Origin of the sequence: Bilophila wadsworthia ATCC 49260, from assembly GCF_000701705.1 — a bacterium.
In the GTDB taxonomy this organism is placed as follows: Bacteria; Desulfobacterota; Desulfovibrionia; order Desulfovibrionales; family Desulfovibrionaceae; genus Bilophila; species Bilophila wadsworthia.
Map to the genome: position 1 here is coordinate 16,732 of NZ_JNJP01000002.1, position 26,838 is coordinate 43,569.

Genomic DNA, 26,838 nt, shown 5'->3' on the forward strand with positions numbered 1-26,838 from the left:
ACCGTCTGGAGAAATACATATGGCATCATGTTCGGAACAACAGGGGCAGACAACGATCCCCATGACCGCGGCCATGCAGCGCAAGGTCATGTCCGAAAACCTGAAAGACGTGCGGCACAAACTTTTCGTCATGAGCGGCAAGGGCGGCGTGGGCAAGAGCTCAGTAACCGTGAACCTCGCCGCCGCGCTGGCGGCGCAGGGCTTCAACGTCGGCATCCTCGACGTGGATTTGCATGGCCCGAGCGTCCCGCACCTGCTCGGCTCCCACGGGTTCGTCAGGGTGGATAACGAAGACGGCAAGCTCGTGCCCGTTTCCTGCGGCGAACGCCTCTCGCTCATCTCCATCGAATCCTTCCTCGAAGACAAGGACGCCGCCATCATCTGGCGCGGCCCCAAAAAGGTTGGAGCCATTCAGCAGTTCGTCGCCGACGTGAAGTGGGGCGCGCTGGACTATCTGCTCATCGATTCCCCTCCCGGGACCGGTGACGAGCATATGACCATCCTTGACGCCATCCCCGACGCCAAGTGCGTCGTCGTCACCACCCCGCAGGAAATTTCGCTGGCGGACGTCCGCAAAGCGCTTGATTTCCTCAAGGTCGTCAAAGCGGACGTGCTCGGCCTTGTGGAGAACATGAGCGGCCTCTTCTGTCCCCATTGCGGTGAGGAGATCGATCTCTTCAAGAAGGGCGGCGGCGAAGCCCTCGCCAAACAGGAAGGGTTGAACTTCCTCGGCGCGATCCCGCTCGATCCCGCCACGGTCGTCGCCGCGGACAGGGGACATCCCATCGTATCCATGCCCGACGATACCCCGGCGAAGGCCGCATTCCTCAAGCTCGCCGAAACCGTGCGGGAAGCGACGCAAGCCTAACTCAGCCGTAAAGTGGAATATCTTCCCTAAAATCTCTTCTGGGGGAAGGCCAAACGCTTCCCTCGTATCCTCCCCTCCCACAGCAGGGGAGGATGGTGCCTTCCTTCAAAAGCCCCCTCTCGCCGTTATAGAAAACTCCCCGTCGACATCCGATGGGGAGTTTTTCTGTGCAACGGACAAAAAATATCATTAAAGTGAAATCATTCCGCAGAGAAGCCGTTGAGTGGCGAAACAATGGCGATGGAGTGTGTTTCCCGCTATCCGCTACACCCCACTGACGGTTTGTAATTTTCCGAAACCAAACGCTTTCTCTCGTATTCCACTCCGTTTTTTCTCTTCACAGGAACGGACGGCAATGAAGCCCAAAAGTCGGGTGTTCGAGCGATCAATCCGATATATTTTTCAAAAAGATAAGTTTTTTCCGGCTGTTTGAGCGCACAGAACAACTTGATTCCTCTCGGGCATGGTCCTATCAAGGAGACATGGCATACTTCGTATCCACATACTTCAAAGGAGAAATTCTTATGTCGACTCCCACCCGTGACACCGCCGTTTCCGTAAGCGAAAGCACTTTTCTCCGTGACAACATGGTCTGCCATCTGGACACCGTGACCTACGTCTCAGCCGAACACGGCGAGAAAGAGACCGTGGTTGAAGTGTGCGAACCCTACGTTGCGCCCGAACCCAAGGACTGTACCCAGTCCTCTCAGGAGCGCGAACCCGAGTCGCAGGTCTTCATTTCCCCGGAATTCGGCAACGCTATCGAAGTGCTTGTCTAGCCCGCAAGCCACCATGTTTTCATTACACAGTAACAACTTATAATTACAAATAGTTATAACCTGTTACGGTGTAATCATCCTTTTCGGCCTCCGTTCCCCGCTGATAGCGGCAAAACAGGGCCACCCGGTTTATCCTCGCCGGGCGGCCCTGTTTTATGTCGGACAGCTTATCCGAGACGGGTTTTATTCTGATACACGGTTTCACACCTTCCAAACGGCATCCCGCTGCAAGGCGGAACGCATTGCGAGCCTTGCCTCTCCATGTTCCGCCATTCCATCTCTCCAGAGGAAAATATCTTCTAAGTTCCCTACCAGGGCATTGCGCGACCGGCGAAAAAAGAGGCTTCCCTAGGCTATCTCTCTCCGGATGCCCCGTTTTTGTACTTCGCAATCTTCCGGGCGGCCGTGGGCTGGCTGATCCCCAGCGCCTTCGCAACCCCGGTCGTGGTCCCGCAGGCCTTATACGCTTCCAAAATCATGCGCCGTTCAAGCGTCTCCAGCGCATCGGGCAGGCTCTTGCCTATCGGGCTTTCCGGATTCTCCTGATGCCGGAACATGTGTTCCGGCAATTCGTCCGCCTTGATGACGCCCCCTGAAGAGACGATCACGAGCCGTTCGATAACGTTGCGCAGCTCACGGATATTCCCCGGCCACGAGTAGGCGGCGAGATGCCGCTTCACTTCATCGGAAAAAACCTTTTCCGTCCCGTACTTGGCGTTCATCTCCCCCAGAATGCTCAGGCACAGCGGCACGATCTCCTCGCGCCGTTCCCGCAGGGGCGGAATCCATAGCGGCAGGACATTGAGCCGGAAAAACAGGTCACTGCGGAAACGCTTCTTCTCCACCAGCGCCTCCAGATCCTGGTTCGTCGCCGCCACCAGCCGGAAATCAATGGAAACGGGCTTTACCCCGCCGAGCTTGACGATCTGCTTTTCCTGGATCACCTGCAACAGCTTGGACTGGAGCCGCAGGGGCAGTTCTCCGATCTCGTCGAGGAACAGCGTGCCCTTGTCCGCCAGTGCAATCCGCCCTTCTTTCCCCTTATGGCTGGCTCCGGTGAACGCTCCGGCCTCATAGCCGAACAACTCCGACTCCAACAGCGGGGCGGGGATGCCCGCACAGTTGATTTCGACCAGCGGCCCGTTCGTGCGGTCGCTCAGATGGTGCACCAGACGGGCGACCACGTTCTTCCCGACCCCGGATTCTCCCGTGATGAGCACGGTCGTATTCACCTTGGCCAGCTTTTCGATGGTCGCGGCTATGGCCCTCATGGTCCCGCTGAAAGGCAGGCCTCCGGAGGTTTGGGGCGCATTCGGGGACACCAGCGCGCTGATTTTTTGGTATTCCTCATGCAATCGGCGTGAATAGCGCATGTCCACGCTGTAGCTCACCACAAACGAGACATCCCCGTCATCATCATAGATGGGAACGCCGGTAACGATATTGTATTGCCCCGAACGCGTGGCCTCGGTCAGCGTGACCACCCGGCGGGTTTTGAGGACGAGGGCCGCCACGGATGGCGAAAACACTTTTTCCGCCTCCAGTTCATAGGTGGTCCTGCCGATGACCCGGTCGCGGCTGATCCCGTAATTGCGCTCAAAGCAGCTGCTCACCCAGCGCATGACGCCGTTGTGGTCAACGATGGCGACGTTGTCGTGGATGGCCTCAATGACGGAAAACAAATCTTCCGTACTCGGTAACGCGGCATCGAACGGCGACATGGCGGAGCCTCCTGCGGATGTATTCAATACTGAATAGGCTATTCATGTTTGAATAACAAGCTCTCCACAGGGAATTTTTTCTTTTTTTGTGTTATATTACCGGATGATAGAGAAATCAATATTTGTTCCTCCTCCCCTGTGGGACAACACATTATTCATATCTGAATAGCCTTTCACTGCTGTCATGAGGACAATCTATTTTTATTTCAATATATTACACTATGGCATGTACCTTGCTTATTAAAAAACAAAACCACCTTCCGACAAGGACAAGGAGCATGACATGGGCGTTCCCGTCAATTCACTGGCTTCCCCCCGTTTCTGCGGGGTCCGCACCTTTCAGCGCCTGCCGTATTCCGCCGATTGTTCCGGCAACGATTTCGCCGTGCTCGGCGTGCCTTTCGACACGGCCACCTCATATCGGCCAGGATGCCGGTTCGGCCCGGCTGCCATCCGGGATGCCTCCAGCATCCTGAAGTCCTACCACAGCGTTCTTGACGTGGATATTTTCGAGCACTGCCAAGGCGTCGACGCGGGCGATGTGGATATCATCCCCGGCTATCTCGACGAGTCCTTCGAGCGCATCGAAGCCGCCGTCGCGGGCGTGCTCGACGCCGGGGCCGTCCCGGTGATCATGGGCGGCGACCACTCCATCACCCTGCCCGAACTGCGCGCCGTGGCGAAGCGCCACGGCCCCGTGGCCCTGCTCCACTTCGACGCCCATTCCGACACCGGCGACGACTTTTTCGGCAAACCCTACAACCACGGCACAACCTTCCACTGGGCCATCGAGGAAGGGCTGATCCTCCCCGAACAAAGCACGCAGGCGGGCATCCGAGGCCCGCTCTATTCCCGGTCCAGCCTCGACTACGCCAAGGGCAAGGGGATGCGCGTCATCAGCGGGTGGGAACTGCACGACATCGGTGTGGATGAGACGATCCGCATCATGCGCGAGCGGATCCGCCCCGGAACCCCGGTTTTCGTCACCTTCGATATCGATTTCCTCGACGCCGCCTATGCGCCGGGGACCGGGACGCCGGAAATCGGCGGCTTCACCACCCATGAGGCCCTCAAGCTGATCCTCGGCGTGTGCCCCGGACAGCGCCTTGTCGGAATGGATCTGGTGGAAGTCCTTCCGGATACCGACTCCGCGGGCATCACCTCGTTCGCCGCGGCGGGGATCATGCACGCGTTTCTGGCCTGCCTCGCCGCCAACAAGAAGCATAACCCCTCATAAGGAGTCCACTATGCGCCTGAACAAGTTCCTCTCCGGCCTTGCCGCCGTTTTGTTGGCCTTCTCCCTGTGCAACGCCGCTTCCGCCACCCCGCTCACCAAGATCCGCACGGCGTGGATGGATTCCTATGAAACGTTCGCCATGTGGTACGCCAAGGAAAAAGGATGGGACAAAGAGGCCGGTCTGGATATCGACATCCTGTTCTTCGATTCGGGCATGGCCATCCTCAACGCCCTACCCGCAGGCGAATGGCAGTATTCCTGCCTCGGCGGGGTCCCGGCCATGATGGGGAACCTGCGCTACGGCACCAGCGTCATCGGCGTCGGCACCGACGAGTCCGCCTGCGTCGCCGTGCTCGCCCGGCCCGACAATCCCGTCTTCAAGACCAAGGGCCTCAATCCCAAGCATCCCGGCGTATTCGGGAGCCCAGAGGACGTGCGGGGCAAGACCATCCTCTGCACCACGGTTTCCTCCGCCCACTTCGCGCTCACCGCGTGGCTTGATGCCGTCGGCGTAAAGCCCACTGAAGTGACCATCAAGAACATGGATCAGCCGCAAGCCCTTGCGGCCTTTGAAAACGGCATCGGCGACTTCGTGGCTCTGTGGGCCCCGCACATGTACGCCGGAACCGACAAGGGCTGGAAGGTCGCCGGAAGCGCCGCCCTGTGCGGCAAGGGCACCCCGCTCGTCCTTGTGGCCGACACCAAGTACGCCGACGCCCACCCTGAAATCACCGCAAAGTTCCTCTCCGTCTACCTGCGCGGCGTCGAACACCTGCGGACCACCAGCGTCGACGAACTGATCCCCGAATACCAGCGCTTCTTCTTCGACTGGGCCGGAAAGACCTATTCCAAGGAACTCGCCCGGCTGGATCTGGAATCCCACCCCGCATGGGACATCAAGGGACAGCTCGCCCTCTTCGATACCTCCAAGGGCATGAGCACAGTCCAGCAGTGGCAAGCCGACACAGCCCAGTTCTTCGCCTCCATCGGCAGCATCACCCCGGATGAACTCAAGAAGGTCGAAAACGCCTCCTACGTCACCGACAAGTTCCTCAAGCTCGTCAAGTAACCGTTCCCTGCCGGAAAATGCCCCTACCCCGCCCTCTCCCGTATCCCCGCGGGAGAGGGTTTTTCTTTCTCGCAAAGCCTGTTTTCCCCACAGTTCCGGCTCATTCCAGAGGCCCACACAGGGACTCCGCCCGCTCACCGCCCCACCGGGCAGGAGTGTGTGTTTTTCAATCACAAAACATACTGATATTATTTGGTTCTTTTTGTATGATAAACGCTTCGTAACCATCTTGACATCACTCGGGAAATTGCCTAGCCCGAAAAAATGAAAGCTCGCCACTCCTCCATCTGCACCGTTGCCCTTCTCGTTGCTGCCATCGCGCTTTCCGGGTGCTCCTCCAAAAAGCTGCAACCCGCCTTTGAGCCGGTGTACGACGATCCGTACTCTTTTGAGGCGTATCTGGAAAACCGGAAGAAAGCCGATCGTTCTTCCATGTCCCAAGAGGAGCGCTTCGCTTACGACAACCGTACGGCGAGCCTGTCCACGATGCGGGAGTCGGGAATCCCTTTGCCGAACCTGCATCTTATCGAGCAAGCCAAAACAGCCCTCGGCACGCCCTACGTGCCCGGCGGTACCGATACGCAAGGCTTCGACTGTTCAGGGTTCGTGCAGTGGGCCTACCGGAATGTCGGCGTCACCTTGCCGCGCACGGCGCGCGAGCAATCCGTCATGGGCCGCCCCATCAAGTCCGGCTCCATGATGGCGGGCGACATCGTCGCCTTCAACCATCCCCGGCGCGGCTACCATACGGGCATCTATCTCGGCGGCGGCTCGTTCATCCACAGCCCCGGACGCGGCAAAAGCGTATCCATCGCCGCCCTGTCCGATCCCTATTTCAGCTCCACCTTCATCGGTGCCCGCAGAGTCCAGTCCAAGGAATCCGACGCCGAAGCCATCAAAAAGCTCATGGCGCTGGACTCCCGCAAACCCACCCTCACCCACAAGGCCGCCCTTGCTTCGAATCAAAAGCGCTCCGCTACGCGAAAACAAACGTCCGCAGCGGTAGCCGAACACCGGACACAGGCCGATACCCGCCGCAAGGCGTCAGCCCCGCCCGCAAAACAGGAACCCGCGCAGAACAAAAAAAACGGCGGGCCAGCCGTTGCCGCCCGGAAACAGACGACGCCTTCACAAGCGACAGCCAAAGCCGCAACGAAAACCATCCCCCCGAAAAAGAAAGTCCCCGGGAAACAGGCAGCCCAAGCCCCAAATACCAAAAAGGGTGCCGTACCCGCAAAAAACACCCCGGTTTCGGAACCGGCCAAGGCCAAAGCCGCACCCGCCAAGGCGGGGAAGGAGGGCAAGGCAGCACAGCCCGTCGCCGGGAAAAAAGCAGTTCCGGCCAAGGCTGACGGCAAGACGACCACGACAGCCAAAGCGCCCGTGAAGACAAAAGCGGAACAGCCCAAAGCCGCGACGCAAACGGCCCAAACGACCGCAACGGCCCCTGCCAAGGCGGCACAAACGCAGAAGCCGGCGCAGAATTCCAAGGCATCCGCAAAAGCGCCGACAAATTCCGCTCCGGTGAAGGCAAGGGCCACACAAGCGAAATCTGAAAAAGCCGCACCGAAACAGCCCGCCAAAACGGCCCAACAGAAAAGCGGCAAATAGGGGCTTTCCCGAGCCGGAGTGGGCGGCCCCCTCTGGCCTGCCCGCCTCAAATCGGCGACCTTTCCTGCCGCGCGAGTTCCCTTTCAGAAAAACCGTCCTTTCCTGAAAACAAAAAGGCTCCCCGCCGTCAGTCCGGCAGGGAGCCTTTTTTGGGGGAATGTCGTCCCGAGTTGCTATCCTTCAACGGGGTTCACGGAGCCGACAAAGGGGTGAGGGCCAGAGAACGTGGGCGAACACGGGATCTGGCAAATATGGCTGTTCAGGACGCTGCCGTCCCAATGGTGCAGCAGATAGCCGGGGGTTTCCATGCGGAAGGTGTCTCCGCCCTCGGGGGAAAGATCGAGATCGATCTGCATGGACACGGCGGGGGAGGTCAACGCGATGCAGCCCGCCCACTGGGTCACGATGGGGCGGTGCATATGCCCGCAGCACAGGCGCACCCACGGCGAACGGCTCAGGATATCGGCAAGGCGGCCCACATTCTCGAAGGGCTCGTCCATCGCGCCCATGCCGGTCACGAACGGGGGATGGTGCATGAACAGCAGGGTCGGGACGCCGGGCCGGGCCGCGAGCGTCCGTTCCAGCCAGCCCGCTACGGCTTCAGGGCAGTGCCCGGAATGCGAACCCGGCTGCATGGTATCCAGCATGACCAGGCGCACCGGGCCATCCTCCACGGCATAGCACAGGTACGGAGCCACGGAAGCATCGGCAGGGCACCAATTCCCGAGCAATTCGCGCATCCGGTCGCGGCGGTCATGGTTGCCGGGCACGGCGTACACCGGCAGGGAAAGCGGTGCGAGCGCCTCATGCAGCAGGCTGTAGGCGTGCGCGTCCCCGCTGTCGGCCAAGTCGCCCGTGATGACCAAGGCATCGGGCTTTTGAACAAGCGTCTTGAGATGCTCCGCAACGACCCGCAGGCATTCAAGGGTATCCACCACCCTGAACGAAAGGCCACCGTCGCCGCGCAAATGAAAATCGGAAAGATGCAGGATACGCATTTCGCTTACCTTCAATCGGTTGTGCGGAAACGCAACGGCCTCCGCGCATCATCTAAAACCCCATGAACCTCGCCGAACCGGATGTGCTCCGTTTTTCCGGCGGACTCCCTCCACACGCAACGCTCTCCGTTCCCTATGCGCACGTTCTCCAGCCTTTCAAGCCAAGGCTCTCCAACAGGAACGAACCGTCGTCACGCGCCCTCTCCATCCCGTAACAATCTTTGGAAGGGAGGAATGGATGGTCTGGAGAAGGAAGATGCCTTTCCTCAGAAAAGCCCTTCCTTCTCCAATTCCCAATCCCGCTACAGCATCTTACACATGCTCAACTTCGCCGTCGACGCTTCTGCGGACCGCTGCGTTGTGCTTGCGCTGAATGATGAAGGCGGACGCCGCGCTCGTGAGGCCCGCAAGAAGCGTGAACAGACAAACGTAGAGGGGATCGCCGTCATTCCACTTCATGAACAGGGTACACAGGCCGGGCACGATGCCCGCGACGAGGAAACCGGGGAACTGGTATACGATGGAGATGCCGGTGTAGCGTACGTCCGGCGGGAACAGGTCGGAGAACAGCGCAGCCTCGGGACCGAACACGCCCGCGTAGAATACGCTCAGCGGGATGACAATCGCAAGCCCGATGAGGAACAGGTTGCCGCCGCTCCCTTCCATCAGCCAGAAGGAGGGAAAGATGGACAGCCCGCAGAGCAGACTTGCCAAACCGTACACTTTGCCGCGCCCGAAACGGTCGGCCAGACGCCCGGCGAACAGGATGAACGGGCACATGACCAGAGCGGCAATCATCACCACGGTGAGCGCTTCCGTGCGGGGCACATCCACATACTGCACGAGATAGGTGATCACGAACACCGCAAGGACGTTGAAGAACACGCCGTCGATCCAGCGCGCGCCCACGCCGAGCGCGATATTGCCGGGATGCTCCTTACAGACGCGTACGATGGGCAGGCTCTTGTGTTCGGTCTTGCCGCGTTCCTGCGCCTTGCGGAAGTCGGGGGTTTCAAGGATATGCATACGGATATAGAGGGCCACGCCCACCAGAACCACGCTGAGCAGAAACGCGCAGCGCCAGCCCCATGCCATGAACTGCTCGTTCGTGAGCCCCCACGACAGGAGCGCCACCACGCCGGAGGAGAGGCACAAGCCCGTGGCAAGGCCCATTTGGGGAATACTGGCGTAGAAGGCGCGTTCGCGCTTGCTCGCGTATTCATAAGTCATGAGCACCGCGCCGCCCCATTCGCCGCCGAGCCCGAGGCCCTGGCAGAGGCGCAGGGTCTGGAGGATGATCGGCGCGGCAATGCCGATCTGGGCGTAGGTCGGGACAAGGCCGATGCCGATGGTCGCCAGCCCCATGATGAGCATGGTCAGCACCAACATGCTCTTACGTCCGAGCTTGTCGCCGAAGTGGCCGAAAACGAACCCGCCGAGGGGACGGGCCAGATAGCCGATGGCAAAGGTACTGTAGGCCAGAATGGTGCCTATGAACGGGTCGGTGGTGGGGAAGAACAGCTTGTTGAAGACGATGCCCGCCACAACCCCGTACAGAAAGAAGTCGTACCATTCGATGGTGGCTCCGAGCAGACTGGCAAGGACGACCTTGCGGATCTCCTGCTTGCTGGGTGCGCTCATGCGATGCTCCTTGGGACGGCCTTCCGCCGCCCGGGTTGCCCGTCCGCCCGTTCCGTGGCGCCGGGTGAGGGATTCGCGGGGCGAGGCCATCTGGTGGGATCCGCCGTCCGCTTATTAAAAATTTAATAAAAACTCCGCCTCATTTTTAAATGCCAAAGAGGGTTCCGTTCTGCCCGCACTGGCATAACACCGCTGAAACCATGCCATCTAATCCGAAATATGGCAATATATTGTCCGTGTCTTTTTGCTGAAAAAATGAATTTTTCAAAAATATACTTTTTAAACCTCTTTTTTTCACATAGTATAATTAAAATTTTAATAAATCTAAGCCCGGTTTGACACCCGAAAGTTCTTGTGCCTATATGTTCCCCATAACAACGAAAAAGAGGATGTCGTGAGCCCCAGAACCAGAGTCACCTTGACTGATATAAGCAGGCAGTCCGGGTATTCCCCCGCCACGGTCTCAATGATCCTCAGCGGGCGGACGGACGTTTCCTTTTCCGCGGACACCGTCCGCAAAGTGCGGGAAACCGCCGAGGCCCTCGGTTACGCCCCCACCGCCAAAAAGCGGCCCTCCCTCTTTGATCGCAAGACAGTCCTCATCGTCTGCCCGAACGTCCTCAATCCTTATTATTCCACCATCGTACAGGCCATCCAGCAAGCCGCCGCCGACAAAGACTGCGACACCCTCGTCTACACGACTTACCGCGACGCCGAAAACGAAATCCGCATACTGAACGCCGTGGCCGGTTCGGATCTGGCGGGTGTGGTGTTCACCATGATGCCGCAGTCCACCGAACTGGTGGAACGCGTGAACAGGCTTGTACCGGTCGTGGTCATCGGGGACCGCAACACCAGCCTCAACGTGGACACCGTGGAGATGAACAACTACAGCGCCGGGGCCATCATCGCACACTATATGATCGGCCTCGGGCACAAGCACATAGCCTATATCTCCACCACGCTGAACGAGGCCAATTCCGCCCGCGTCCGCCGTCTGGAAGGCGTGCGCGACACCTACCGCGACGAATGCCCCGAAGGCTCCGTAATCGTGCGTTCCCGCGAGGTGACCCCAAAAGAGGAACGGGACAACATTTCCATCGAGCACGCGGTCGGCTTCGAGCTGACCCGCAAATGCCTCGGCGAGCGGCGCATCACGGCCTTCGTGGCGGTCAACGATATGGTGGCCTACGGCGTGCTCGACGCCATCCGTGCCGAAGGGCGCCGGGTTCCGGAGGACTACAGCGTGTGCGGGTTCGACAACATCTTTCCCTCGCAATTCCTCCCCGTGGGCCTGACCACTGTCGAGCACTACATTGCGGACAAGGGACGCAACGCTTTCGAAATCCTCCACTCGAAGATGTCCGGCGAGTCATCCGACCGCAACATCACCCGCGTCGAATTCAAGCATCATTTGATTGTCCGGGATTCTACAGCCGCCCCGCGTGGAGAGGAAAAAACGGGGTAAGGAACTGACGAATGGGAAGCCGGGACTCTATGCGGCCCTCCGTATCCTTCCGACCGTTTTCAGATGGCGCATGGCTACGGCCTGGCCCGGAAAGCTCCGGAAACCGGGACTCTCTTGCAGATTATACATGGAATATCGGGTAGTTTTGTATAACAGGATAATGTGCGGACAACTGCGTATTGAGGATGTTTTTCGCGGCATACCTTTTTATCAATATAAATGTAGCATAGCTCTCATTGGATGTGTTTTTTAATATTACGCCGCTAATAACGCTGGACTGCACCATACCTGCCGCATTATATTGCCTCTCATCCTTCCTGCTGCATTTTTGGGGTGCAGAAAAGATGAGATGGATGGAAACCTCGCCAGCCTTTCCCAAAGGGGCGAGCCGTGCGTATCCTAGCAGGCGGCATCAGTTCTTCCTCAAATGATAAGAGAAAAGCTTGGACTCGGCAGAGCGTGCTTCTCGGCATTTCTGTAACCCTGTGCGAATACGGTAGGCACTATGCAGCTCAAAACGAAACTCCTCGTGTATATCACAGTGCCTATTGCTCTTGCCGTCTGCATTTCATCTTATATGACATACAGAACACATTCCGCAGCCATGCGGCATGTCATTGAGAAAGATATAAAAGCGACATCGTTCTTTGTCGCGGAAAATATCAATCTGACCATATCGGATATAAAAAACAGTTTCCGTGTTGCCGCAAAATCGGAAACCATCAAGGAATCACTGGAAAACACGGGACAACGGGAACATGAACGCGTTGTCGCCTTCTTCGAGGCCATCAAGCACGTCATGCCGACAATCACGGACGTCTTCCTCCTTGATGAAACCGGCAATATCCGGGCGAGCCTCAATTCGCATGATTACGGCAACAACTATGGGGATCGCACATACTTCCGACAGGCAATCGCCGGAGAAACGGCGATCGTCGGCCCTTTGGTCTCACGCGTCACTCAAAAAGAATGTGTCTATATCGCTGTCCCTGTGGGCAACGAGCGGAATAAAGGCGTTCTGGTTGCCTCCGTGGAACTGGATAGCATATCCGTTCTCTGCTTTAACCATGATATCACTTCGTCCCGGATAGATATTTTCCTGCTCGACAATACGGCCCATATCCTCATGGCCAAAGAGAGCACAAAAGACGGCAAACACCCGGACAGCATAAAGCTGGATGACCACACCTTAAGCGACGGGACTCCACAAGGGTATGTCACGTATGCCTTCAACGGCAAAACCTATACGGGCTTTTACAAAAAAATCAAAAACCTGAACTGGTATGTCCTGATCGCGATGGATGACACGCAAATCAATAAGACGGTGTTATCATCCACGAAGAACAGTTTTCTGCTGACCCTTCTGGCAATCCTGATTGGCCTGCTCATCGGATCCATTCTTATTTATAATGTAGTGAAGGCCCTGTACAAGATTATCGAGTATGCCCGCAGGATTTCCAACGGACAGTTGGAGGCGACTCTGGACGTCTATGGCCAAGGCGAGCTTGGCGTCTTGGCCAATACGTTGCGGTCAATGGCCAGAATAGTGAAGCAGGATCAAGACAGGTTGAATCGCCTTGTTGAGGAGCGCACGGATCAGTTGAGACTTTCTCAGGAGAGGCTGCTTAAAGAAAGCGCTCTGTTGAAGACTATCTTAAATACCGTTCCAGATCTGATCTTCTATAAAGATATGAACGGAATATACAAGGGATGCAACAAAGCGTTCGGCGCTTTCATAGGCAAGAGCGAACAAGAGATTATAGGCAAAGACGATGTGGAGCTTTTTCAGCTTTCAGGAAATGCCGCTCAGAAATTTATTGAGGACGACCTTCAGGTCATGAGGGGAAAACTCGATACCTTGATCCGCGAGGAAGAGGTGCTGTATCCCGATGGGAAAAGGATATACCTAGAAACCATCAAGACACTGTACTACTCGGAAGATAATGCGCCTTTCGGCATGGTTGGCATTTCCCGCAACATCCAGCTGCGAAAGGAAACGGAAAAGGCCTATGCCGAAGCCATCCAACGGGCGCACGAAGCCAGCAAGGCCAAAAGCGAATTTGTGGCCAGAATCAGCCATGAAATACGGACGCCCCTCAATGCCATCATCGGCATGAATTATTTGCTGAAACAAAGCTGTACAGACCCTGTGCAGGAGAGCTACCTGCGCAAGATGGAACTTTCTGCCAAAAATCTCTTATCCATCATCAATGATGTGTTGGATTTCTCAAAGATAGAGTCCGGGAAGCTCGAGATAGAGAAGAATACATTGTCAATAGAGAAGCTGGTGCGCGATGTCGTCAGCATCAATGAGCCCAAAGCCAAAGCGGCGAACGAATCTTTCGAAACCCATATTGATCCGGGCATTCCCGACGTACTGATCGGCGATACGTTGCGCATCAGCCAAATCATGCTGAATCTCGTTTCCAATGCCGTCAAATTTTCGCATCACGGAACCATCAAAATCGAAGTCCTCTGCGAACGTGTGCACGGTGAAAACGTCACGCTGCTCTTTTCCGTCCGCGATCAAGGTATCGGCATGAGCCAGCAGCAACTGGACAAACTCTTTATCCCCTTTACCCAGGCGGACGGCTCGACGACACGGAAATACGGCGGCACGGGGCTTGGCCTCTCCATCTGCAAGATGCTGGTGGAGCTCATGCATGGGGAAATATGGGCTGTAACCGAGGAAGGCGTGGGCTCAACCTTTTTCTTCAGGCTCCAACTTGAAAAGAAGGACGCAGCGACCCCGGCGGCGCAGCATCCCGAAACGAAACAGAGCGCCCCCGTTGAAGCCCTTCCCGCTTCCAGCTTGAAGGGAAAAACCGTCCTCCTAGCGGAAGACAATGAAATCAATCAGGAAATAGCTATTGCCATTCTCAATTCCTTTGGGCTTGAGGTGGAGCTGGCCGAGAACGGACTGGAAGCCGTACAGAAAATTCAAACAAACCAATACGCTTTAGTCCTTATGGATATCCAGATGCCGATCATGGATGGCTATCAGGCGACGCGGTTGATCCGGAAAGATAACCGCTTCAACGCCCTTCCTATCATCGCCATGACCGCCAACGCCATGAACACGGACCGAGCCGAGAGCCTAAAGGCGGGCATGAACGAACACATCGGCAAGCCCTTTGACCCGGAAGCATTGAAACGATTGCTTGGGAAATGGTGCCGCTGATTCATACAGCCACTCTTTACTGACAGCGGGTACCTTGAGAAAAACTTTCTGCCCGGGCGGGTCCAGATTGTCGAAACAGGGGAACAATCCCCTAGGGACAGGAACGTTTGAAGTGGTATAACCGCATTGAGGGAAGCGACTTTCTTCTCAAGAAAAGCTTCCCCAAGCCTGCCGGCTCAGCCTCGCGCCCCTCTCTCCGTTTTAAAGCCTTTTATGCAGGGCTCCCTGAAACGGGTTCCCTTCAAAAAAGCTCTCTTTAAGCATAAAAACCGTAGCCTGTTAAGGTGCCTTTAAGCCTGTCGAGGCAAAAGACATCCGGCAGGGGAATTTCTGTGTAGAACACCGTTTCAATGGACGGTGTTTTTACTTTTTATTGCAATCTATTGGCAAAAAAAGCCGACCGGAGGAACAGCTTGCCCGGAGGATCACGGCGGAAAAGGATTGACGGCGGGAAAAGTTCATGGTGTAATTTAGTCATTGATTAATTAATATCACCATACATTTTCAAACAGACTGCGGAACATCTCAGGAGACCTGCCATGCATCTCAGCCACCTCGTTGAAACGATTGATACGCATACCGCGGGCAATCCCACCCGCAACCTCATCGCCGGGGTTCCCCGCATCGAGGGGAAAACCATGCAGGACAAGATGGCCTATGCCGAGGAGCATCTGGACTGGCTGCGCACCGCCGTCATGATGGAACCCCGCGGGCACAGCAACATGTCCGGCACAATCTGGGTGGAACCGTGCCATCCCGAGGCCGACATGGGCATCCTGTTCATCGACGCGGGCGGGCACATGCCCATGTGCGGGCACAGCACCATCGGCTGCGTCACCGCCATGTTGGAAAGCGGCCGGGTGCCCATTACCGGGGAAGTGACCGAAGTGAACATCGATACCCCAGCCGGACTCGTGCGCACCCGGGCCACCGTGGAAAACGGCAGCGTGACCAGCGTCGCGTTCCGCAACGTGCCTTCCTTCCTGTTCTGCTCGGGGACGGTCGAGGTTCCCGGTATAGGGGCTGTCCCCTTTGATGTGGCTTACGGCGGCAACACGTATGCCATTGCCGACGCCGCGTATTTTCCCGGCCTTGAACTCCGTTCCGGCCACCGTTCCGCCATCGAAAAGACCGCGCAGGCATTCGGCGATGCTGTGCGCGCGGCGGTGAAGTTCCAGCATCCCCTCCAGCCGTTCATCAATGTCATCACGCACGTCATGTTCTATACGAAGCCGGATGATCCCACAGCCACTTACCGCAATACCGTCGTTTTTCTGCCTGACTCCCTCGACCGTTCACCCTGCGGGACGGGCACGTCCGCCCGTGTGGCCTCGCTGTTCGCCAAGGGCGAGCTCGGCCTGAACGAAGCTTTTGTCCATGAAAGCGTCATCGGCACCCAGTTCCGGGCGCGTATCGTCGAGCCCGCAATGGTCGGGCCGTACAAGGGAGGCATCCCTGAAGTATCCGGTTCGGCTTACGTGACCGGCCTGCTCAAACTGGTCATCGATCCCGCCGATCCTCTGCGGCATGGCTTCCGGCTGGCGTAACGGATTGGCATGGTTGAAATTGGGGAGGCTACGCAAAGGGAGTTCGTTCCGCTGCGAGATTAAAGAAACGTAACTCATCGTCAAAATAAATTTATCCCGTGTTTCCCACTGCCAGACAAGCGTTTTCTTTCGGCGGCTTGCCGCCGAAAGAAAACGCGCAGCCGGGTCAAGGGGCGGCTCGCCCCTTGCGGAGTGCAGAGGCAGCGCCTCTGCCGGGGGTCCTAGGGGCGGAGCCCCTGGGCAGAAGATGGCAGGAACACGAGGCTTGCAGAAAAACAGGGCAGTCCGACGCCATGCGCGCGGACCGCCCTGTTCTCGTTGCAGCGGCTGGAAATCAGCTTTCCGGTGTCATCAGCGAATCGAGCATGACGGCAGGCGTATCCAGCAGGCCATCCAGCTCATCACGCAACTTGTCGATCTTTTGCAGCAGTTTGAGGGCTTGGCGATGCACGGCGTGTACGGAGGCAAGCATCTCCTCGTTCGGAATCGGAATCGGCAATGCCGCGATATCCGCAACCCGAATCTGCGGGATGCTCGTTCCTGAAATGTTTGAGCGCAGATAGTTCAAGGCCCGCGGAGAACGCAAATAGTGGAATAGCCAGATCGGATCGATACATTCCGTACGGATCAGATAAAACGTCTGGCTCGGCAGCCAGTTATCGCCGCACTGGGTCACGATGCCCACCTTGCCGAGGGATTGCAGCGAGCCCTTGCAGGTGAGCAGGAGATCACCCTCCCGAAGCCGGGCGATCCGGCGCGAACGCGGCAGGGGCGCGGCATCCGGCACGAGGCGGCTGGCGTCGGTAACGAATCCGCTTTCATCAATATCGGCAAGGGTGACTTCTCTATAGATGTTGGAAAGTTCTCCGTCCCCGGCCTTGGCGAGCATCTGCCCCCGTACCAGCGCCGCACACCCGCCGAGGGATTCCTCCCGTAAGGACGGGGCCGAGGTCTGCACCAGCGGGCTCGACTTGAGGCGCAGATCGCAGCCACGCAGGATCAGAGCCTCATAATCCACGTTTTCCGCCGGGGGCTTGGGCGTCCAGCGCGGCAGCCGCCCGATGGGGCGGTCGCACGCCTGCGCAAGGATGGGATCGAGGTAGCTGATCTCCAGCCCCTGACGGCTCGGCACGCACCAATCTTTGGCATTGACCAACCGTACCGTGCGGCCCGGCTCGGAAGGGCCGAGCTGAAGCAAGGCGGGAAGGGTACGCGGGATGATCCCGCCGGGAAGCTGTGTGACGGAGTACAGCGAGCCGTTTTCGATGAGCCGCTGCTTGAGGTGCAACGTGCGGGGGCTGGCGCTGCTGAGGAACGACCAGTTCGTCATGACCACCGCCCCCTGATAGGATTGGTGATCGAGCTGGCGCAGGAACGTGCCGAGTTCGGCGTTCCGGGAATCGGAATCATGGATGGCGATGTGACCCGCGTTTGCCGGGTACGGGCTGGAAGGGCCGAGGCCTTTGACCTGCCCCCCCGCGATGGCTGCGATGTGCGGGACAAGCGCGCTTTCCCCAGTAAAACAGACTTCCCGCCCCTTGGAGGCGAACCAGACGGCGAACTGGAGCGTACGCGAGCCGTGGCAGACCACCGGCGCGTCTTCGTCGCCCGGAAGCATGTGGCTCATCAGGTCCGCAAGCTCAATGGGCAGGAGCTGCCTCCATCCGGTCAGGCGGTCCATTTCGCTGAGCGCCGCGATGAGCATCAGCACGGGCGACGCACCATCAAGAGACGGCGAAACAATGTTCTTACGGATATGATCGCACTGGTTTTTCCCCGTGATGGGCAGGCCGCTGAAACAGCCGAGCAGAATATCCCTCAGATCGATGGGTGAAAGCTGGCGATGGGCGGCATACAGCTGAGCCGCGAAATCCATGCCTTTTTTGAGCGTGACGTTATCGAAAAGCATACTGAGCCTTTGTAAGACAGTTGGGAAAACCGAGGAAAGAAAAAGACTGGACCTCGAACACGCTTCTACGCGTTTTCTGTTGTATAGCCAGTCTCAATGGAAAGAGCAAGTTTATATCTTGAAAATTATTTTGTTAAAATATCATATGTTATCATATTTAGGCTTCGTAAAATAAAATTATCTGTTGACTATTCTTTACTTATGACTGAAAAAGAACTCATGCTTCTTCGGACACACTGATTCAGGAACGCCAACCGAAACGCCGGAGCACCGCATGAGCTTTCCGCTTTCCATCGTCATTTGGGATTATGACCCCGAACGCATTGCGGAAATCGACCGCAACCTTCACCTGGCCCTGCGTGAGCTGAACCTCCGGGGCACGGTGTCCAGCCTGTCCGAACCGCCGCTCATGTCCCGCGAAGGGCTGGTCGGCCGGGAACCCGTCCTTGAAATCGGAGATGCCTATTGGTCCTTACGGCCGGGAGAAACCATTTCCAAAGAAGCCTGCCTCAAGCTGCTTTCACGAATCGTCCAAGAAAAGGGCTGAAGCCCTAACCGTATAGGAGGTCCTGTGAAAATGCTTCTTTCTGGTAGAACCGCGCTTGGCCTGCTCTTTTTGGGCATCGGCGCCCTGCTCCTCCGCGAGACGTACGCGGTCGACGTCGGCGCATTCGCCGTCCCCGGCGAAATGGGTACGATGACCTACCCCCGCATCCTGCTGTTCGGCTGGATCGGCCTATCGATCCTGTATCTGCTCAACCCCGGAAAGCCGTTCAACGCCCACGATCTGCGGGCCAGCCTGCCGGGCGTTTCCAAAGTCGTCGCGTCCATCGCCGTCTATATCATCCTGTTCGCTACGGTGGGGCTTCCCCTCGGGACGTTCCTCTTCCTGCTCCTCTTCTTTTATCTGATGCGCTACCGGGACATCCGGCGCATGATCCCCTTCGCCCTGCTCGGCGCGGGGCTGACGTGGCTGGTGTTCGAGAAGATTCTGGGCGTCGTCGTCCCGCAGCCCTTCTGGCTCGGCCTGTTCTAACCCTCGGGAGAACCGTATGTTTTCCGATATCATGCACGGCATCATGATCACGATGAGCCCCGACTGCCTGTTGGCCTTGTGCATCGGCGCGATGTTCGGAACCGTCGTCGGGGCGCTTCCCGGCCTTGGGACGGCCGTGGCCATCACCATCTGTATCCCCTTCACCCTACAAATGGGCAACGCTTCGGCCATCGCCCTGCTGCTCGGCGTCTACGCCACTTCGATTTACGGAGGGTCCATCTCCGCCGTGCTGCTCAATACGCCTGGCACGCCGCAATCAGCCTGTACCGGATTCGAAGGTTACGCCATGGCCAAGGCGGGCAAAGCGGAAAAGGCCCTCGGCTGGATCACCATGTCCTCCGTCCTCGGCGGCCTGTTCTCCTGCGTTGCGCTGGTCATCGCCGCCCCCCAGCTTGCGGATCTGTCCGTGAAGTACGGCGGCCCGCTGGAAATCTGCGGCCTCATCTGCCTCGGCCTCGCCTGCATCACCAGCCTGTCCGAAGACAACCAGATCAAAGGCCTGCTCATGGGCGTCGCCGGGCTGTTCCTCGCCACCATCGGCGTGGATCCTCTGAGCGGCGAAATGCGCTTCACCTTCGGCTCGCCCCAGCTCGTCAGCGGCATCGACCTCATGCCCATCGTAGTCGGCGTGTTCCCGTTGGCGGAACTGTTCTACCGGGCCTATGAGGTCCACGCCAACGTGGAGCCCACGGCCATCGACTGCAAGCGCATCAGCTTCCCCACATGGCAGGAATGGAAGGGGCGCGGCCTCATCCTCCTGCGCTCATCGCTCATCGGCGTGGGCCTCGGCATCCTCCCCGGCACCGGCGCGACGGCGGCCACCTTCGTCAGCTACTCTTCCGCCAAGCGCCTTTCCAAGAATGGGGAAAACTTCGGGAAGGGCGAACCCGACGGCCTCGTCGCCGCCGAATCCTCCAACAACGCGGTCGCGGGCGGCGCGATGGTCCCCACGCTGGCCCTCGGCATCCCCGGCGAGCCCGTCATGGCGCTCATGCTCGCCACCCTGACCCTGCACGGGATCACCCCCGGCGTACGGCTCATGGCGGACAATCCCGACATCGTCTATTCGACCTTCCTGTCCCTGATTCTCGCCAACCTTTTGATCATCCCCACCGCCATCATCACCGTGCGCGGCTTCGGGAAGCTCATCAAGTTCCCCACAGCAATCCTGCTCAGCATCATCGTCATCTGCTCCCTGCTCGGCGTGTACCTGCCCCGCAGCAACATGTTCGACGTGTGGATGGCCCTGCTCATCGGCGTGATCGCCTTCCTGATGCGCTTTGCGGATTTCCCCGTGGCCCCGTTCCTCATCGGCTACGTGCTCAGCGCGCAGCTTGAGTACCGTCTCGGCCAGGCCGTCATCTACAAAGGAGACATGCCGCTGACCGAATACCTCTTCAGCGCGCCCGTCGCCCTCGTCCTGTTCGCGGTTTCCGCCTGCCTGCTGCTCGCCCCGATGCTGCGCCCGCTTTGGGCCAGCCGGAGAAAGTAAAAACCTCTATCCCCAGGAGTGTCCCATGTTCAGAAAGCTGCTGCTCGCCCTCGCCGCCGTATGCCTCATGACCGGCTCCGCCGTGGCCGCCGATGCGTTCCCGAACCGCCCGATCACCATCGTCGTGCCCTTCGCGGCCGGAGGCGAAACCGACCTCGTGGCCCGTATGCTTGCGGATGGCATGAGCAAGGAACTCAAGCAGGTCATGGTCGTGCAGAACATCGTAGGCGCATCCGGCGTCGCCGGGATAAGCGCCGTCACCGGGGCCAAGCCCGACGGCTATACCCTCGGCGTAACCCCGAGCGCGCCGCTGGCCATGCACCCCCACATGCGCAAAGTTCCGTATACGCTGGATTCGTTCGACTTCGTGGGCCGTATCCTCAAGGCTCCGTACATCGTCATGGTCGCCAAGACCGCGCCCTGGAACACGCTTGACGACATGCTCAGGGATATGAAGACCAACCCCAACACGTTCTTCTTCGCATCATCCGGCGTGGGCAGCGTACCCTACTTCGCCATGATGGACCTCTTCAAGAAGGCCGGGGCGCAGGTCCGCCACGTCCCCTTCTCCGGCGACGCCGACGCCTTCCAGGCCATCGCGGGGAACCGCGTGCAGGTCTACACCTCCACCGCCGGATCGCTGGATCAGTATGACGTCAAGGGGTTGGCCCTCATGGATGCCACCCGTGATCCGCTGCTGCCCAACCTGCCCACGGTGATGGAATCCGGCGTCGAAGCCTATTACAGCCAGTGGATGCCCCTTCTCGCCCCCAAGGGCCTGCCCGCCGACGTCAAGGCCACGCTTTCCGACGCCATGCGCAAGGCCATGCAGTCTCCCGAGTTCGTGGAGCGCCTCCACAAGCTGAACCTCGTTCCCGGCTATCTGGACAGCAAGGACTGCCGCGCATTCGTGGAGGAGGAATCCGTCCGCAACGCCGAAGTCATCAAGGGGCTGATGGCGAAGTGATCGCCCGCCCCCTTACTTTCAACCCGAAAAAACAAAAGGTGTTATCATGCGCGAAAAGAAGAATGTCATCGTCGTGATGTTGGATACGCTCCAGTTCAACTATCTGGGCTGCTACGGCAATACGCGGGTCAAGACCCCGAACATCGACCGCTTCGCCACCGAAGGCGTGGTCTTCGAAAACGCCTATACGGAAGGCCTGCCCACCGTGCCCTGCCGCCGGGCCATGCTCACCGGGCGCTACACCCTGCCGGTGAAGGGCTGGTCGCAGCTCGACGTCAGCGACACCACCATTGCGGATCTGTGCTGGGGGCAGCCCATCGACAGCTACCTGATCCACGACTCCGGGCCGTTCCGACTGCCCAAGTTCGGGTACTCGCGGGGCTTCGACAAGGTGTTCTTCCTGCACGGGCATGAGACCGATCACCAGTATTACGCACAGGACGAACTCGGCGGCGGCCTCAAGGCCGAGGACTACTATGAAGATCATGTAATGGAAAAAGCCGACGAGATCCTTGGGGAAAACGTCATGCGCCCGCTCATGAACCAGGTTGAATGCCATCTCAAGGAGCGCCAGTACTGGAAATCCGACGGCGATCAGCACGCCGCCCAGATCATGAAGGAAGCCGTACGGAACCTGGAGCGCGTCGACCGCAACAAGTCCTTCTTCATGTGGATCGACTGCTTTGATCCGCACGAACCGTGGGATGCTCCCTCCGTGTACGATCCGGATCTGAAGTGCCCCTATGACCCCGACTACGAAGGCAAGGACATGTTCCTGCCCATTCAGGGCCATGTCGACGGCCTGTATACCGACCGCGAACTGGAACACATCCGCGCCCTGTACGCCGAAAAGGTGACGATGGTGGACAAATGGTTCGGGCATCTCATGAACAATATCCGCACGCTCGGCATGGAAGACGACACGCTGGTCATCCTCGTCTCCGACCACGGTTCCCCGATGGGCAAGGGCGAGCACGGCCACGGCATCATGCGCAAGTGCCGCCCGTGGCCCTATGAGGAACTTGCCCACATCCCCATGATCATGCGCGGCCCCGGCCTGCCCCGCAACCGGCGCGTGAGAGGCTTCGTCCAGTCCTGCGACGTGGCCCCCACCGTGGTGGATTGGCTCGGCATCGGCGTGCATCCCTCCATGCAGGGCCATTCGCTCCTGCCGCTCGCCAAGGGCGACGTGGAAAAGGTCCGCGAATTCGCCATTGCCGGGTACTTCCGGTACTCGTGGTCCATCATCACCGAGGACTGGTCCTTCATCCATTGGTTGAAGGATGACGAAAAGAGCGTCGCCGATGCCCGGTTCGGCATCTACGGTAAGGATCTCGGCGAATCCACGGCCCACATCCTCCAGATGAAGAAGGCCAACGCCGTCGAGGACCGCGACACCGCCTTCTACAACCGCGCCTACGAGGAACACAAAAAGGCCGCAACGCTGGACGGCGAAGATCAGTGGACCTGCACCGCCGCCGCCTCCAGCGAAGTGCCCGCCCGCGACGAGCTGTATTGCCGCAAGGACGATCCGTTCCAGCTCAACAACGTCTCCGCCAAACATCCCGAGGTCGCCAAGGAGCTGTTCGAACAGCTGAAGCTGTTCATGGCCGAACTGCGCGCCTCCTGATGATCCGCCGGTGAGGGGGATTGGGCAATACCGTCCTGCCCGTGGGGATCCCCCTCTCCGGCCTTTCGAAAATACCGACATCCCGCTTTCCCGAATGCCCTTCGGGAAAACCCCTGTTTCACCGTTTTCCGCAACCCGCAAAGGAACCGGTTATGAGCGAAGCTACCCTGTTGGATTCCGTTACTTTTGATGAATGGATCAAGTCCCACGACGGCATTGTCCTGTTCCACAAAAAGCTCTGCCCGCACTGCAAGGTCATGCGTACCGTGCTCGGCAAGGCTACGACCGAACGCCCCGATATCCAGCTCGCATCCGTCGATTCCGAAGAACAGCCGGATCTCATGGCCCGCTGCTCCGTTGAACGCGTGCCTACCCTGATCGTCTGCCGGAACGGGGCCGTCGCCGCCCGCAAAAGCGGCATCATGAACCCGCGCGAACTGCTCGCGTTTTACGAGTCGGCGTCATGAACGGGCACAGCGACATCCTGATCATCGGCGGCGGCATAGGCGGCATGACGGCGGCGCTGTACGCGGCTCGGACCAACCTTTCCGTCCGCATCGTGGAGAAGGAAGTGTGCGGCGGGCTGGTGAACTGGACCCATACCGTGGAAAACGTGCCCTCATACAAGAGCATCCACGGCATGGATCTCATGACCGCCTGCCGGGAGCATGTGGAGTCCCTCGGCGTCGCCATTGAAGAAGTCAACGAGGTGGAAGAGGTCCGGCTCGACGGCCAGCCCAAGGAAATACGCACCTCGGAAGGCGACAGCTTCACCGCCGACGTGGTGATCATCGCCACCGGGCGGAAGCCCATCCCGCTGCCTGTGGAAACGGCGTTCGAAAAGGTCCACTACTGCTCGGTCTGCGACGGCACCGCCTACAAGGACAAAGACGTGCTCGTGGTCGGCGGCGGGAACAGCGGGTTCGACGAATCCCTGTACCTCGCGGGCCTCGGCGTCCGTTCCGTCCATATCGTGGAAATGTTCCCGGCCTGCGCCGCCGCACAGTCCACACAAGACCGGGCTCTGGCTACCGGCATCATCAGGGCAAACGTGAACACCACCATCACCGCGCTGGACCCGCTGCCGGACGGACGCTGCCGCGCCTCGCTCAGGGATGCAGCATCGGGGGCCGCCTCCGAGGAAACTGTGGACGGCGTGTTCTGCTTCATAGGCCAGAAACCGAATACCGCTCTCTTTGAAGGGCTCATCGATATGGAAAAGGGCTATATCCGCACCGATGAGGACATGAGGACCTCCCTTCCCGGCGTGTTCGCCGTGGGAGACGTCCGCGCCAAGCGGTACCGCCAGATCACCACGGCTATGGGCGACGGAACCATCGCCGCGCTGGAAGCCGAACGCTTCATCCGTTCCCTCCGCTGAGCTGATTGGTGCTCCGCCCCTCGCCCCGGCAAAGGCTCTCCGCCTCCGCACTCCGCAAAGGGGCAGCTCCCCCTTGACCCGGCGATAAAGAGAGCAAAGTCCCCATTCCCGGCAGCCCCCAAAAACCTTCGTCCCTCTCCCTTTTCACCGGAACGGACTCCCTGCGTGCCACCTCCCCATCAGTCAAAAGTCTTGGGAGAGGTGGGGTCCGGGGGAGGAGAACCTTTCTTCAGAAAGGTTCTCCTCCCCCGGCTCTCCGCGCTTGCTCAATCCTTCAGCTGACACAACTCCCCATTGCGTCCCATAACAAGCTCACGAACAGAGATGCCACACTCTTCGGCCGCTTCGTGACAAACCGCCGCAATGCCCCGGCAACAGGGGACTTCCATGCGCAAGACCGTCACCGAGGCCGGGCGCGCCTCCGTAAACAACGCAACCAGACGGGCGCGCATCTCCTGGTTGTCCTCAAACTTCGGGCAGGCGATCAACACGACCTTTCCTGACGCGATCTCGCAAAACCGGGCGGACGCGGGGGCCGAACAGTCGGCGGCAAGCAGGATATCCGCGCCCTTGAGGAACGGGGCGGACGGCGGTACAAGGCGCAGCTTGACGGGCCATGTCTGCCTTCTTTCACCAACCGGCCCTGCCGCCTTGCTTTCCTGCCGCTTCCGTGGAGCGAATTCCTGCACGGTGGTCCCGGAGCATCCGCAACCAAGCGTTCCGTGCGGCTCGTGCTTGCCGAGCGGCTGAAAAAGCTGTTGCCTGCGCTCTTCCTTCTGCCTGGCGACGTGGCGCATGGCTGCCTCTTCGTCGAACGGCACGGCTTCCCGGCGCACGATGGCAAGCGCGTTCTGCGGGCATCCGGAAAGGCACGCGCCGAGCCCATCGCAGTAACTGTCCGAAACCACAGTCGCCTTACCGTCGATGATCGCAATGGCGCCTTCCGCACAGTCCAGCACGCACTGGCCGCAGCCGTTGCAGCGTTCCCTGTCTATTTCGATGATATTTCTGTATTCCTTCATGACGGATTCCTCCGGGGTTTTCTTTCTGTAAGCCCATTCCTACACCGTACGGAAGCCCAGCGCCGTGATCAAGATCACGATTTTCTGTTTGCCGTAAAAAAACATATGAAAAAAGCGGACACCCCGGCGGAAAAACGAAACGCCCCTCCCGGCGCGGGCCGGAAAGGGGCGAGGAAACTCTGTTTTCAGGTGACTTACTTGATGGCTTCGAGGAACCGGGCGGCGACTTGCGTCTTGCCCTTCATCTTGTCGATCTGTTCCGGGGTAAAAGAGCCGTGGCTGATGGAGAAGTCCACGATCTCGTTGAGGGCCTTCTGGACACTGCCGCCCGGGGCGAACATGGCAAGCTGTTCGTCAAGGGTAAATACCGGATGGCTCTGGATGTCCGCAACGGCCATTTCAGGCGTCAGCTCGCGGCCGGTCCATTCCTTGTAAAAACGGACGTAGTCGACGGCAAGCTCCTTGGCGGGCTTGGCGCGCAGGGCTTCGATGCCGCGCATATACATCTTGAGGAACGCCTGCACCTGCTCAGGGTGCTGATCCGCAAACCGGCGGTTCGCTACCAGCAGGACAAGCTGCGTGATGCCGCAATCCTTGGAATTCGCCACAGACTTGAAGCCCTTGGCCTCCGCTTCATAGGTCAGGGGGGCCCACAGGGCCACAGCGTCGCCCACGCCGCCGGTAAAGGCGCTCAGGGCCGGGGTGGGTTCCATTTCCTGAAGCTTCACGTCCTTTTCGCTCAAGCCGAGGATACGCAGCCATGTAGCCAACAGATAGTGCGCGGATGTGCTTTTGGGATACAGGATATCGGCCTTTTGCACGGTCACAGCGGAACCGTACACATTGGGATAGGACGGATTCGTGCCCTTGGCTCCAAGGATGGGGCTGTCCTTGCGCACATAAATGGCGTTGTTGGCGGATTCGTCGTTGGCGACCGCAATGATGTACAGGTAGTCGCTCAGCGGCGTGGTCAAAGCGGGCACGGCGCCGCACCCGGCGACTGCCCAATCGTAGGCGGCAAGGCTTTCGACGATGTTCTTGCCCGAATCAAACGGCATCATCGTCAGATCAAGCCCGGCTTCCTTGTCCCAGCCCTGCTGTTTGGCGTACCACGCCACAAAGGTCTCGTGTTCGCCCATCCAAGCGCTCGAGAGCTTGGCGGGCGCGGCCTGTGCGGCTGGCGCCAGCAAAAGAGCCAGCGCCAGCACGGCAAGCAGCGACTTTATCTTTCCGAAAATCATGACAAAAACTCCGCAAGGT

21 protein-coding genes are annotated in these 26,838 nt (G+C 58.8%); 15 read left to right on the forward strand and 6 right to left on the reverse strand.

Features of this window, described 5'->3' with window-relative positions; all coding sequences use genetic code 11:
- Nucleotides 1–19: 19 nt before the first annotated feature.
- Both T370_RS0101300 and T370_RS0101305 read left to right on the forward strand, forming a co-directional pair.
- Nucleotides 20–868 (forward strand): Mrp/NBP35 family ATP-binding protein, encoded by an 849-nt coding sequence (locus tag T370_RS0101300; RefSeq protein WP_029434470.1) that lies wholly within the window; start codon nucleotides 20–22, stop codon nucleotides 866–868.
- Between the two features lie 524 nt (nucleotides 869–1,392).
- Nucleotides 1,393–1,647, forward strand: coding sequence for a hypothetical protein (locus T370_RS0101305; RefSeq protein WP_029434471.1), 255 nt, complete (start codon nucleotides 1,393–1,395; stop codon nucleotides 1,645–1,647).
- A 353-nt stretch (nucleotides 1,648–2,000) separates the two neighbouring features.
- On the opposite strand, the gene T370_RS0101310 is transcribed toward T370_RS0101305, so the two are convergent.
- Entirely contained in the window at nucleotides 2,001–3,368 is a 1,368-nt protein-coding gene (locus T370_RS0101310; protein WP_029434472.1) for a sigma-54 interaction domain-containing protein, read from the reverse strand.
- Nucleotides 3,369–3,651: 283 nt separating this feature from the next.
- On the opposite strand from T370_RS0101310, the gene speB reads away from it, so the two are divergent.
- The 3 genes from speB to T370_RS0101325 all read left to right on the forward strand — a co-directional run bounded on the left by speB (nucleotide 3,652) and on the right by T370_RS0101325 (nucleotide 7,285).
- Nucleotides 3,652–4,605 (forward strand): agmatinase, encoded by a 954-nt coding sequence (speB, locus tag T370_RS0101315; protein WP_029434473.1) that lies wholly within the window; start codon nucleotides 3,652–3,654, stop codon nucleotides 4,603–4,605.
- Between the two features lie 10 nt (nucleotides 4,606–4,615).
- On the forward strand, nucleotides 4,616–5,674 hold the full coding sequence (locus T370_RS0101320) for an ABC transporter substrate-binding protein (RefSeq protein WP_029434474.1): 1,059 nt from the start codon (nucleotides 4,616–4,618) through the stop codon (nucleotides 5,672–5,674).
- 264 nt (nucleotides 5,675–5,938) lie between these two features.
- A complete protein-coding gene (locus tag T370_RS0101325) occupies nucleotides 5,939–7,285 on the forward strand; it encodes a C40 family peptidase (protein WP_029434475.1) in 1,347 nt (448 codons plus the stop codon).
- 173 nt (nucleotides 7,286–7,458) lie between these two features.
- Here T370_RS0101325 and T370_RS0101330 read toward each other — a convergent pair whose 3' ends face one another.
- Together T370_RS0101330 and T370_RS0101335 are read right to left on the reverse strand one after the other, a co-directional pair.
- Nucleotides 7,459–8,283, reverse strand: a complete 825-nt coding sequence (locus tag T370_RS0101330) for a phosphodiesterase (protein WP_029434476.1) — start codon at nucleotides 8,281–8,283, stop codon at nucleotides 7,459–7,461.
- A gap of 312 nt (nucleotides 8,284–8,595) precedes the next feature.
- Nucleotides 8,596–9,924, reverse strand: a complete 1,329-nt coding sequence (locus T370_RS0101335) for an MFS transporter (RefSeq protein ID WP_005024284.1) — start codon at nucleotides 9,922–9,924, stop codon at nucleotides 8,596–8,598.
- A 394-nt stretch (nucleotides 9,925–10,318) separates the two neighbouring features.
- Between T370_RS0101335 and T370_RS0101340 the strand changes: the two genes are divergently transcribed.
- The 3 genes from T370_RS0101340 (at nucleotide 10,319) to T370_RS0101350 (ending at nucleotide 16,120) form a co-directional block, all read left to right on the forward strand.
- Entirely contained in the window at nucleotides 10,319–11,392 is a 1,074-nt protein-coding gene (locus T370_RS0101340) for a LacI family DNA-binding transcriptional regulator (RefSeq protein WP_005024281.1), read from the forward strand.
- A 505-nt stretch (nucleotides 11,393–11,897) separates the two neighbouring features.
- Nucleotides 11,898–14,573, forward strand: coding sequence for an ATP-binding protein (locus tag T370_RS0101345; RefSeq protein ID WP_029434477.1), 2,676 nt, complete (start codon nucleotides 11,898–11,900; stop codon nucleotides 14,571–14,573).
- Nucleotides 14,574–15,112: 539 nt separating this feature from the next.
- Nucleotides 15,113–16,120, forward strand: a complete 1,008-nt coding sequence (locus T370_RS0101350) for a proline racemase family protein (RefSeq protein ID WP_029434478.1) — start codon at nucleotides 15,113–15,115, stop codon at nucleotides 16,118–16,120.
- 334 nt (nucleotides 16,121–16,454) lie between these two features.
- Here the strand turns inward: T370_RS0101350 and T370_RS0101355 are convergent, their stop codons facing one another.
- On the reverse strand, nucleotides 16,455–18,029 hold the full coding sequence (locus T370_RS0101355) for a restriction endonuclease subunit S domain-containing protein (RefSeq protein ID WP_029434479.1): 1,575 nt from the start codon (nucleotides 18,027–18,029) through the stop codon (nucleotides 16,455–16,457).
- A 274-nt stretch (nucleotides 18,030–18,303) separates the two neighbouring features.
- Between T370_RS0101355 and T370_RS0101360 the strand changes: the two genes are divergently transcribed.
- From T370_RS0101360 to T370_RS0101390, 7 genes are all read left to right on the forward strand, one after another.
- Nucleotides 18,304–18,576, forward strand: coding sequence for a hypothetical protein (locus T370_RS0101360; RefSeq protein ID WP_029434480.1), 273 nt, complete (start codon nucleotides 18,304–18,306; stop codon nucleotides 18,574–18,576).
- Between the two features lie 30 nt (nucleotides 18,577–18,606).
- Complete coding sequence (locus T370_RS0101365; RefSeq protein ID WP_029434481.1) at nucleotides 18,607–19,065, forward strand: tripartite tricarboxylate transporter TctB family protein; 459 nt, start codon at nucleotides 18,607–18,609, stop codon at nucleotides 19,063–19,065.
- A 16-nt stretch (nucleotides 19,066–19,081) separates the two neighbouring features.
- Nucleotides 19,082–20,578 (forward strand): tripartite tricarboxylate transporter permease, encoded by a 1,497-nt coding sequence (locus T370_RS0101370; RefSeq protein ID WP_029434482.1) that lies wholly within the window; start codon nucleotides 19,082–19,084, stop codon nucleotides 20,576–20,578.
- Between the two features lie 25 nt (nucleotides 20,579–20,603).
- Nucleotides 20,604–21,545: a Bug family tripartite tricarboxylate transporter substrate binding protein gene (locus T370_RS0101375; protein ID WP_029434483.1), complete on the forward strand. Its 942-nt coding sequence runs from the start codon at nucleotides 20,604–20,606 to the stop codon at nucleotides 21,543–21,545.
- A 46-nt stretch (nucleotides 21,546–21,591) separates the two neighbouring features.
- Nucleotides 21,592–23,175, forward strand: a complete 1,584-nt coding sequence (locus tag T370_RS0101380; RefSeq protein ID WP_005024262.1) for a sulfatase family protein — start codon at nucleotides 21,592–21,594, stop codon at nucleotides 23,173–23,175.
- 152 nt (nucleotides 23,176–23,327) lie between these two features.
- Entirely contained in the window at nucleotides 23,328–23,642 is a 315-nt protein-coding gene (locus T370_RS0101385; RefSeq protein WP_029434484.1) for a thioredoxin family protein, read from the forward strand.
- A complete protein-coding gene (locus T370_RS0101390; protein ID WP_029434485.1) occupies nucleotides 23,639–24,556 on the forward strand; it encodes an NAD(P)/FAD-dependent oxidoreductase in 918 nt (305 codons plus the stop codon). The genes T370_RS0101385 and T370_RS0101390 overlap by 4 nt, the downstream gene beginning before the upstream one ends.
- 266 nt (nucleotides 24,557–24,822) lie before the next feature.
- On the opposite strand, the gene T370_RS0101395 is transcribed toward T370_RS0101390, so the two are convergent.
- On the reverse strand, nucleotides 24,823–25,578 hold the full coding sequence (locus T370_RS0101395) for an ATP-binding protein (RefSeq protein ID WP_029434486.1): 756 nt from the start codon (nucleotides 25,576–25,578) through the stop codon (nucleotides 24,823–24,825).
- Between the two features lie 194 nt (nucleotides 25,579–25,772).
- The gene (locus T370_RS0101400) at nucleotides 25,773–26,819 is read right to left on the reverse strand and encodes an ABC transporter substrate-binding protein (RefSeq protein ID WP_029434487.1); all 1,047 of its coding nucleotides are present in this window, start codon (nucleotides 26,817–26,819) and stop codon (nucleotides 25,773–25,775) included.
- Nucleotides 26,820–26,838: the final 19 nt, after the last annotated feature.

Coding starts and splice junctions, on each gene's coding strand:
- T370_RS0101350 (WP_029434478.1), top strand. CDS start 15,113: ATGCATCTCAGCCACCTCGTTGAAACGATTGATACGCATACCGCGGGC.
- T370_RS0101375 (WP_029434483.1), top strand. CDS start 20,604: ATGTTCAGAAAGCTGCTGCTCGCCCTCGCCGCCGTATGCCTCATGACC.
- T370_RS0101310 (WP_029434472.1), bottom strand. CDS start 3,368: ATGTCGCCGTTCGATGCCGCGTTACCGAGTACGGAAGATTTGTTTTCC.
- T370_RS0101300 (WP_029434470.1), top strand. CDS start 20: ATGGCATCATGTTCGGAACAACAGGGGCAGACAACGATCCCCATGACC.
- T370_RS0101365 (WP_029434481.1), top strand. CDS start 18,607: ATGCTTCTTTCTGGTAGAACCGCGCTTGGCCTGCTCTTTTTGGGCATC.
- T370_RS0101325 (WP_029434475.1), top strand. CDS start 5,939: ATGAAAGCTCGCCACTCCTCCATCTGCACCGTTGCCCTTCTCGTTGCT.
- T370_RS0101335 (WP_005024284.1), bottom strand. CDS start 9,924: ATGAGCGCACCCAGCAAGCAGGAGATCCGCAAGGTCGTCCTTGCCAGT.
- speB (WP_029434473.1), top strand. CDS start 3,652: ATGGGCGTTCCCGTCAATTCACTGGCTTCCCCCCGTTTCTGCGGGGTC.
- T370_RS0101355 (WP_029434479.1), bottom strand. CDS start 18,029: ATGCTTTTCGATAACGTCACGCTCAAAAAAGGCATGGATTTCGCGGCT.
- T370_RS0101385 (WP_029434484.1), top strand. CDS start 23,328: ATGAGCGAAGCTACCCTGTTGGATTCCGTTACTTTTGATGAATGGATC.
- T370_RS0101305 (WP_029434471.1), top strand. CDS start 1,393: ATGTCGACTCCCACCCGTGACACCGCCGTTTCCGTAAGCGAAAGCACT.
- T370_RS0101390 (WP_029434485.1), top strand. CDS start 23,639: ATGAACGGGCACAGCGACATCCTGATCATCGGCGGCGGCATAGGCGGC.
- T370_RS0101395 (WP_029434486.1), bottom strand. CDS start 25,578: ATGAAGGAATACAGAAATATCATCGAAATAGACAGGGAACGCTGCAAC.
- T370_RS0101360 (WP_029434480.1), top strand. CDS start 18,304: ATGAGCTTTCCGCTTTCCATCGTCATTTGGGATTATGACCCCGAACGC.
- T370_RS0101330 (WP_029434476.1), bottom strand. CDS start 8,283: ATGCGTATCCTGCATCTTTCCGATTTTCATTTGCGCGGCGACGGTGGC.
- T370_RS0101400 (WP_029434487.1), bottom strand. CDS start 26,819: ATGATTTTCGGAAAGATAAAGTCGCTGCTTGCCGTGCTGGCGCTGGCT.
- T370_RS0101370 (WP_029434482.1), top strand. CDS start 19,082: ATGTTTTCCGATATCATGCACGGCATCATGATCACGATGAGCCCCGAC.
- T370_RS0101345 (WP_029434477.1), top strand. CDS start 11,898: ATGCAGCTCAAAACGAAACTCCTCGTGTATATCACAGTGCCTATTGCT.
- T370_RS0101380 (WP_005024262.1), top strand. CDS start 21,592: ATGCGCGAAAAGAAGAATGTCATCGTCGTGATGTTGGATACGCTCCAG.
- T370_RS0101320 (WP_029434474.1), top strand. CDS start 4,616: ATGCGCCTGAACAAGTTCCTCTCCGGCCTTGCCGCCGTTTTGTTGGCC.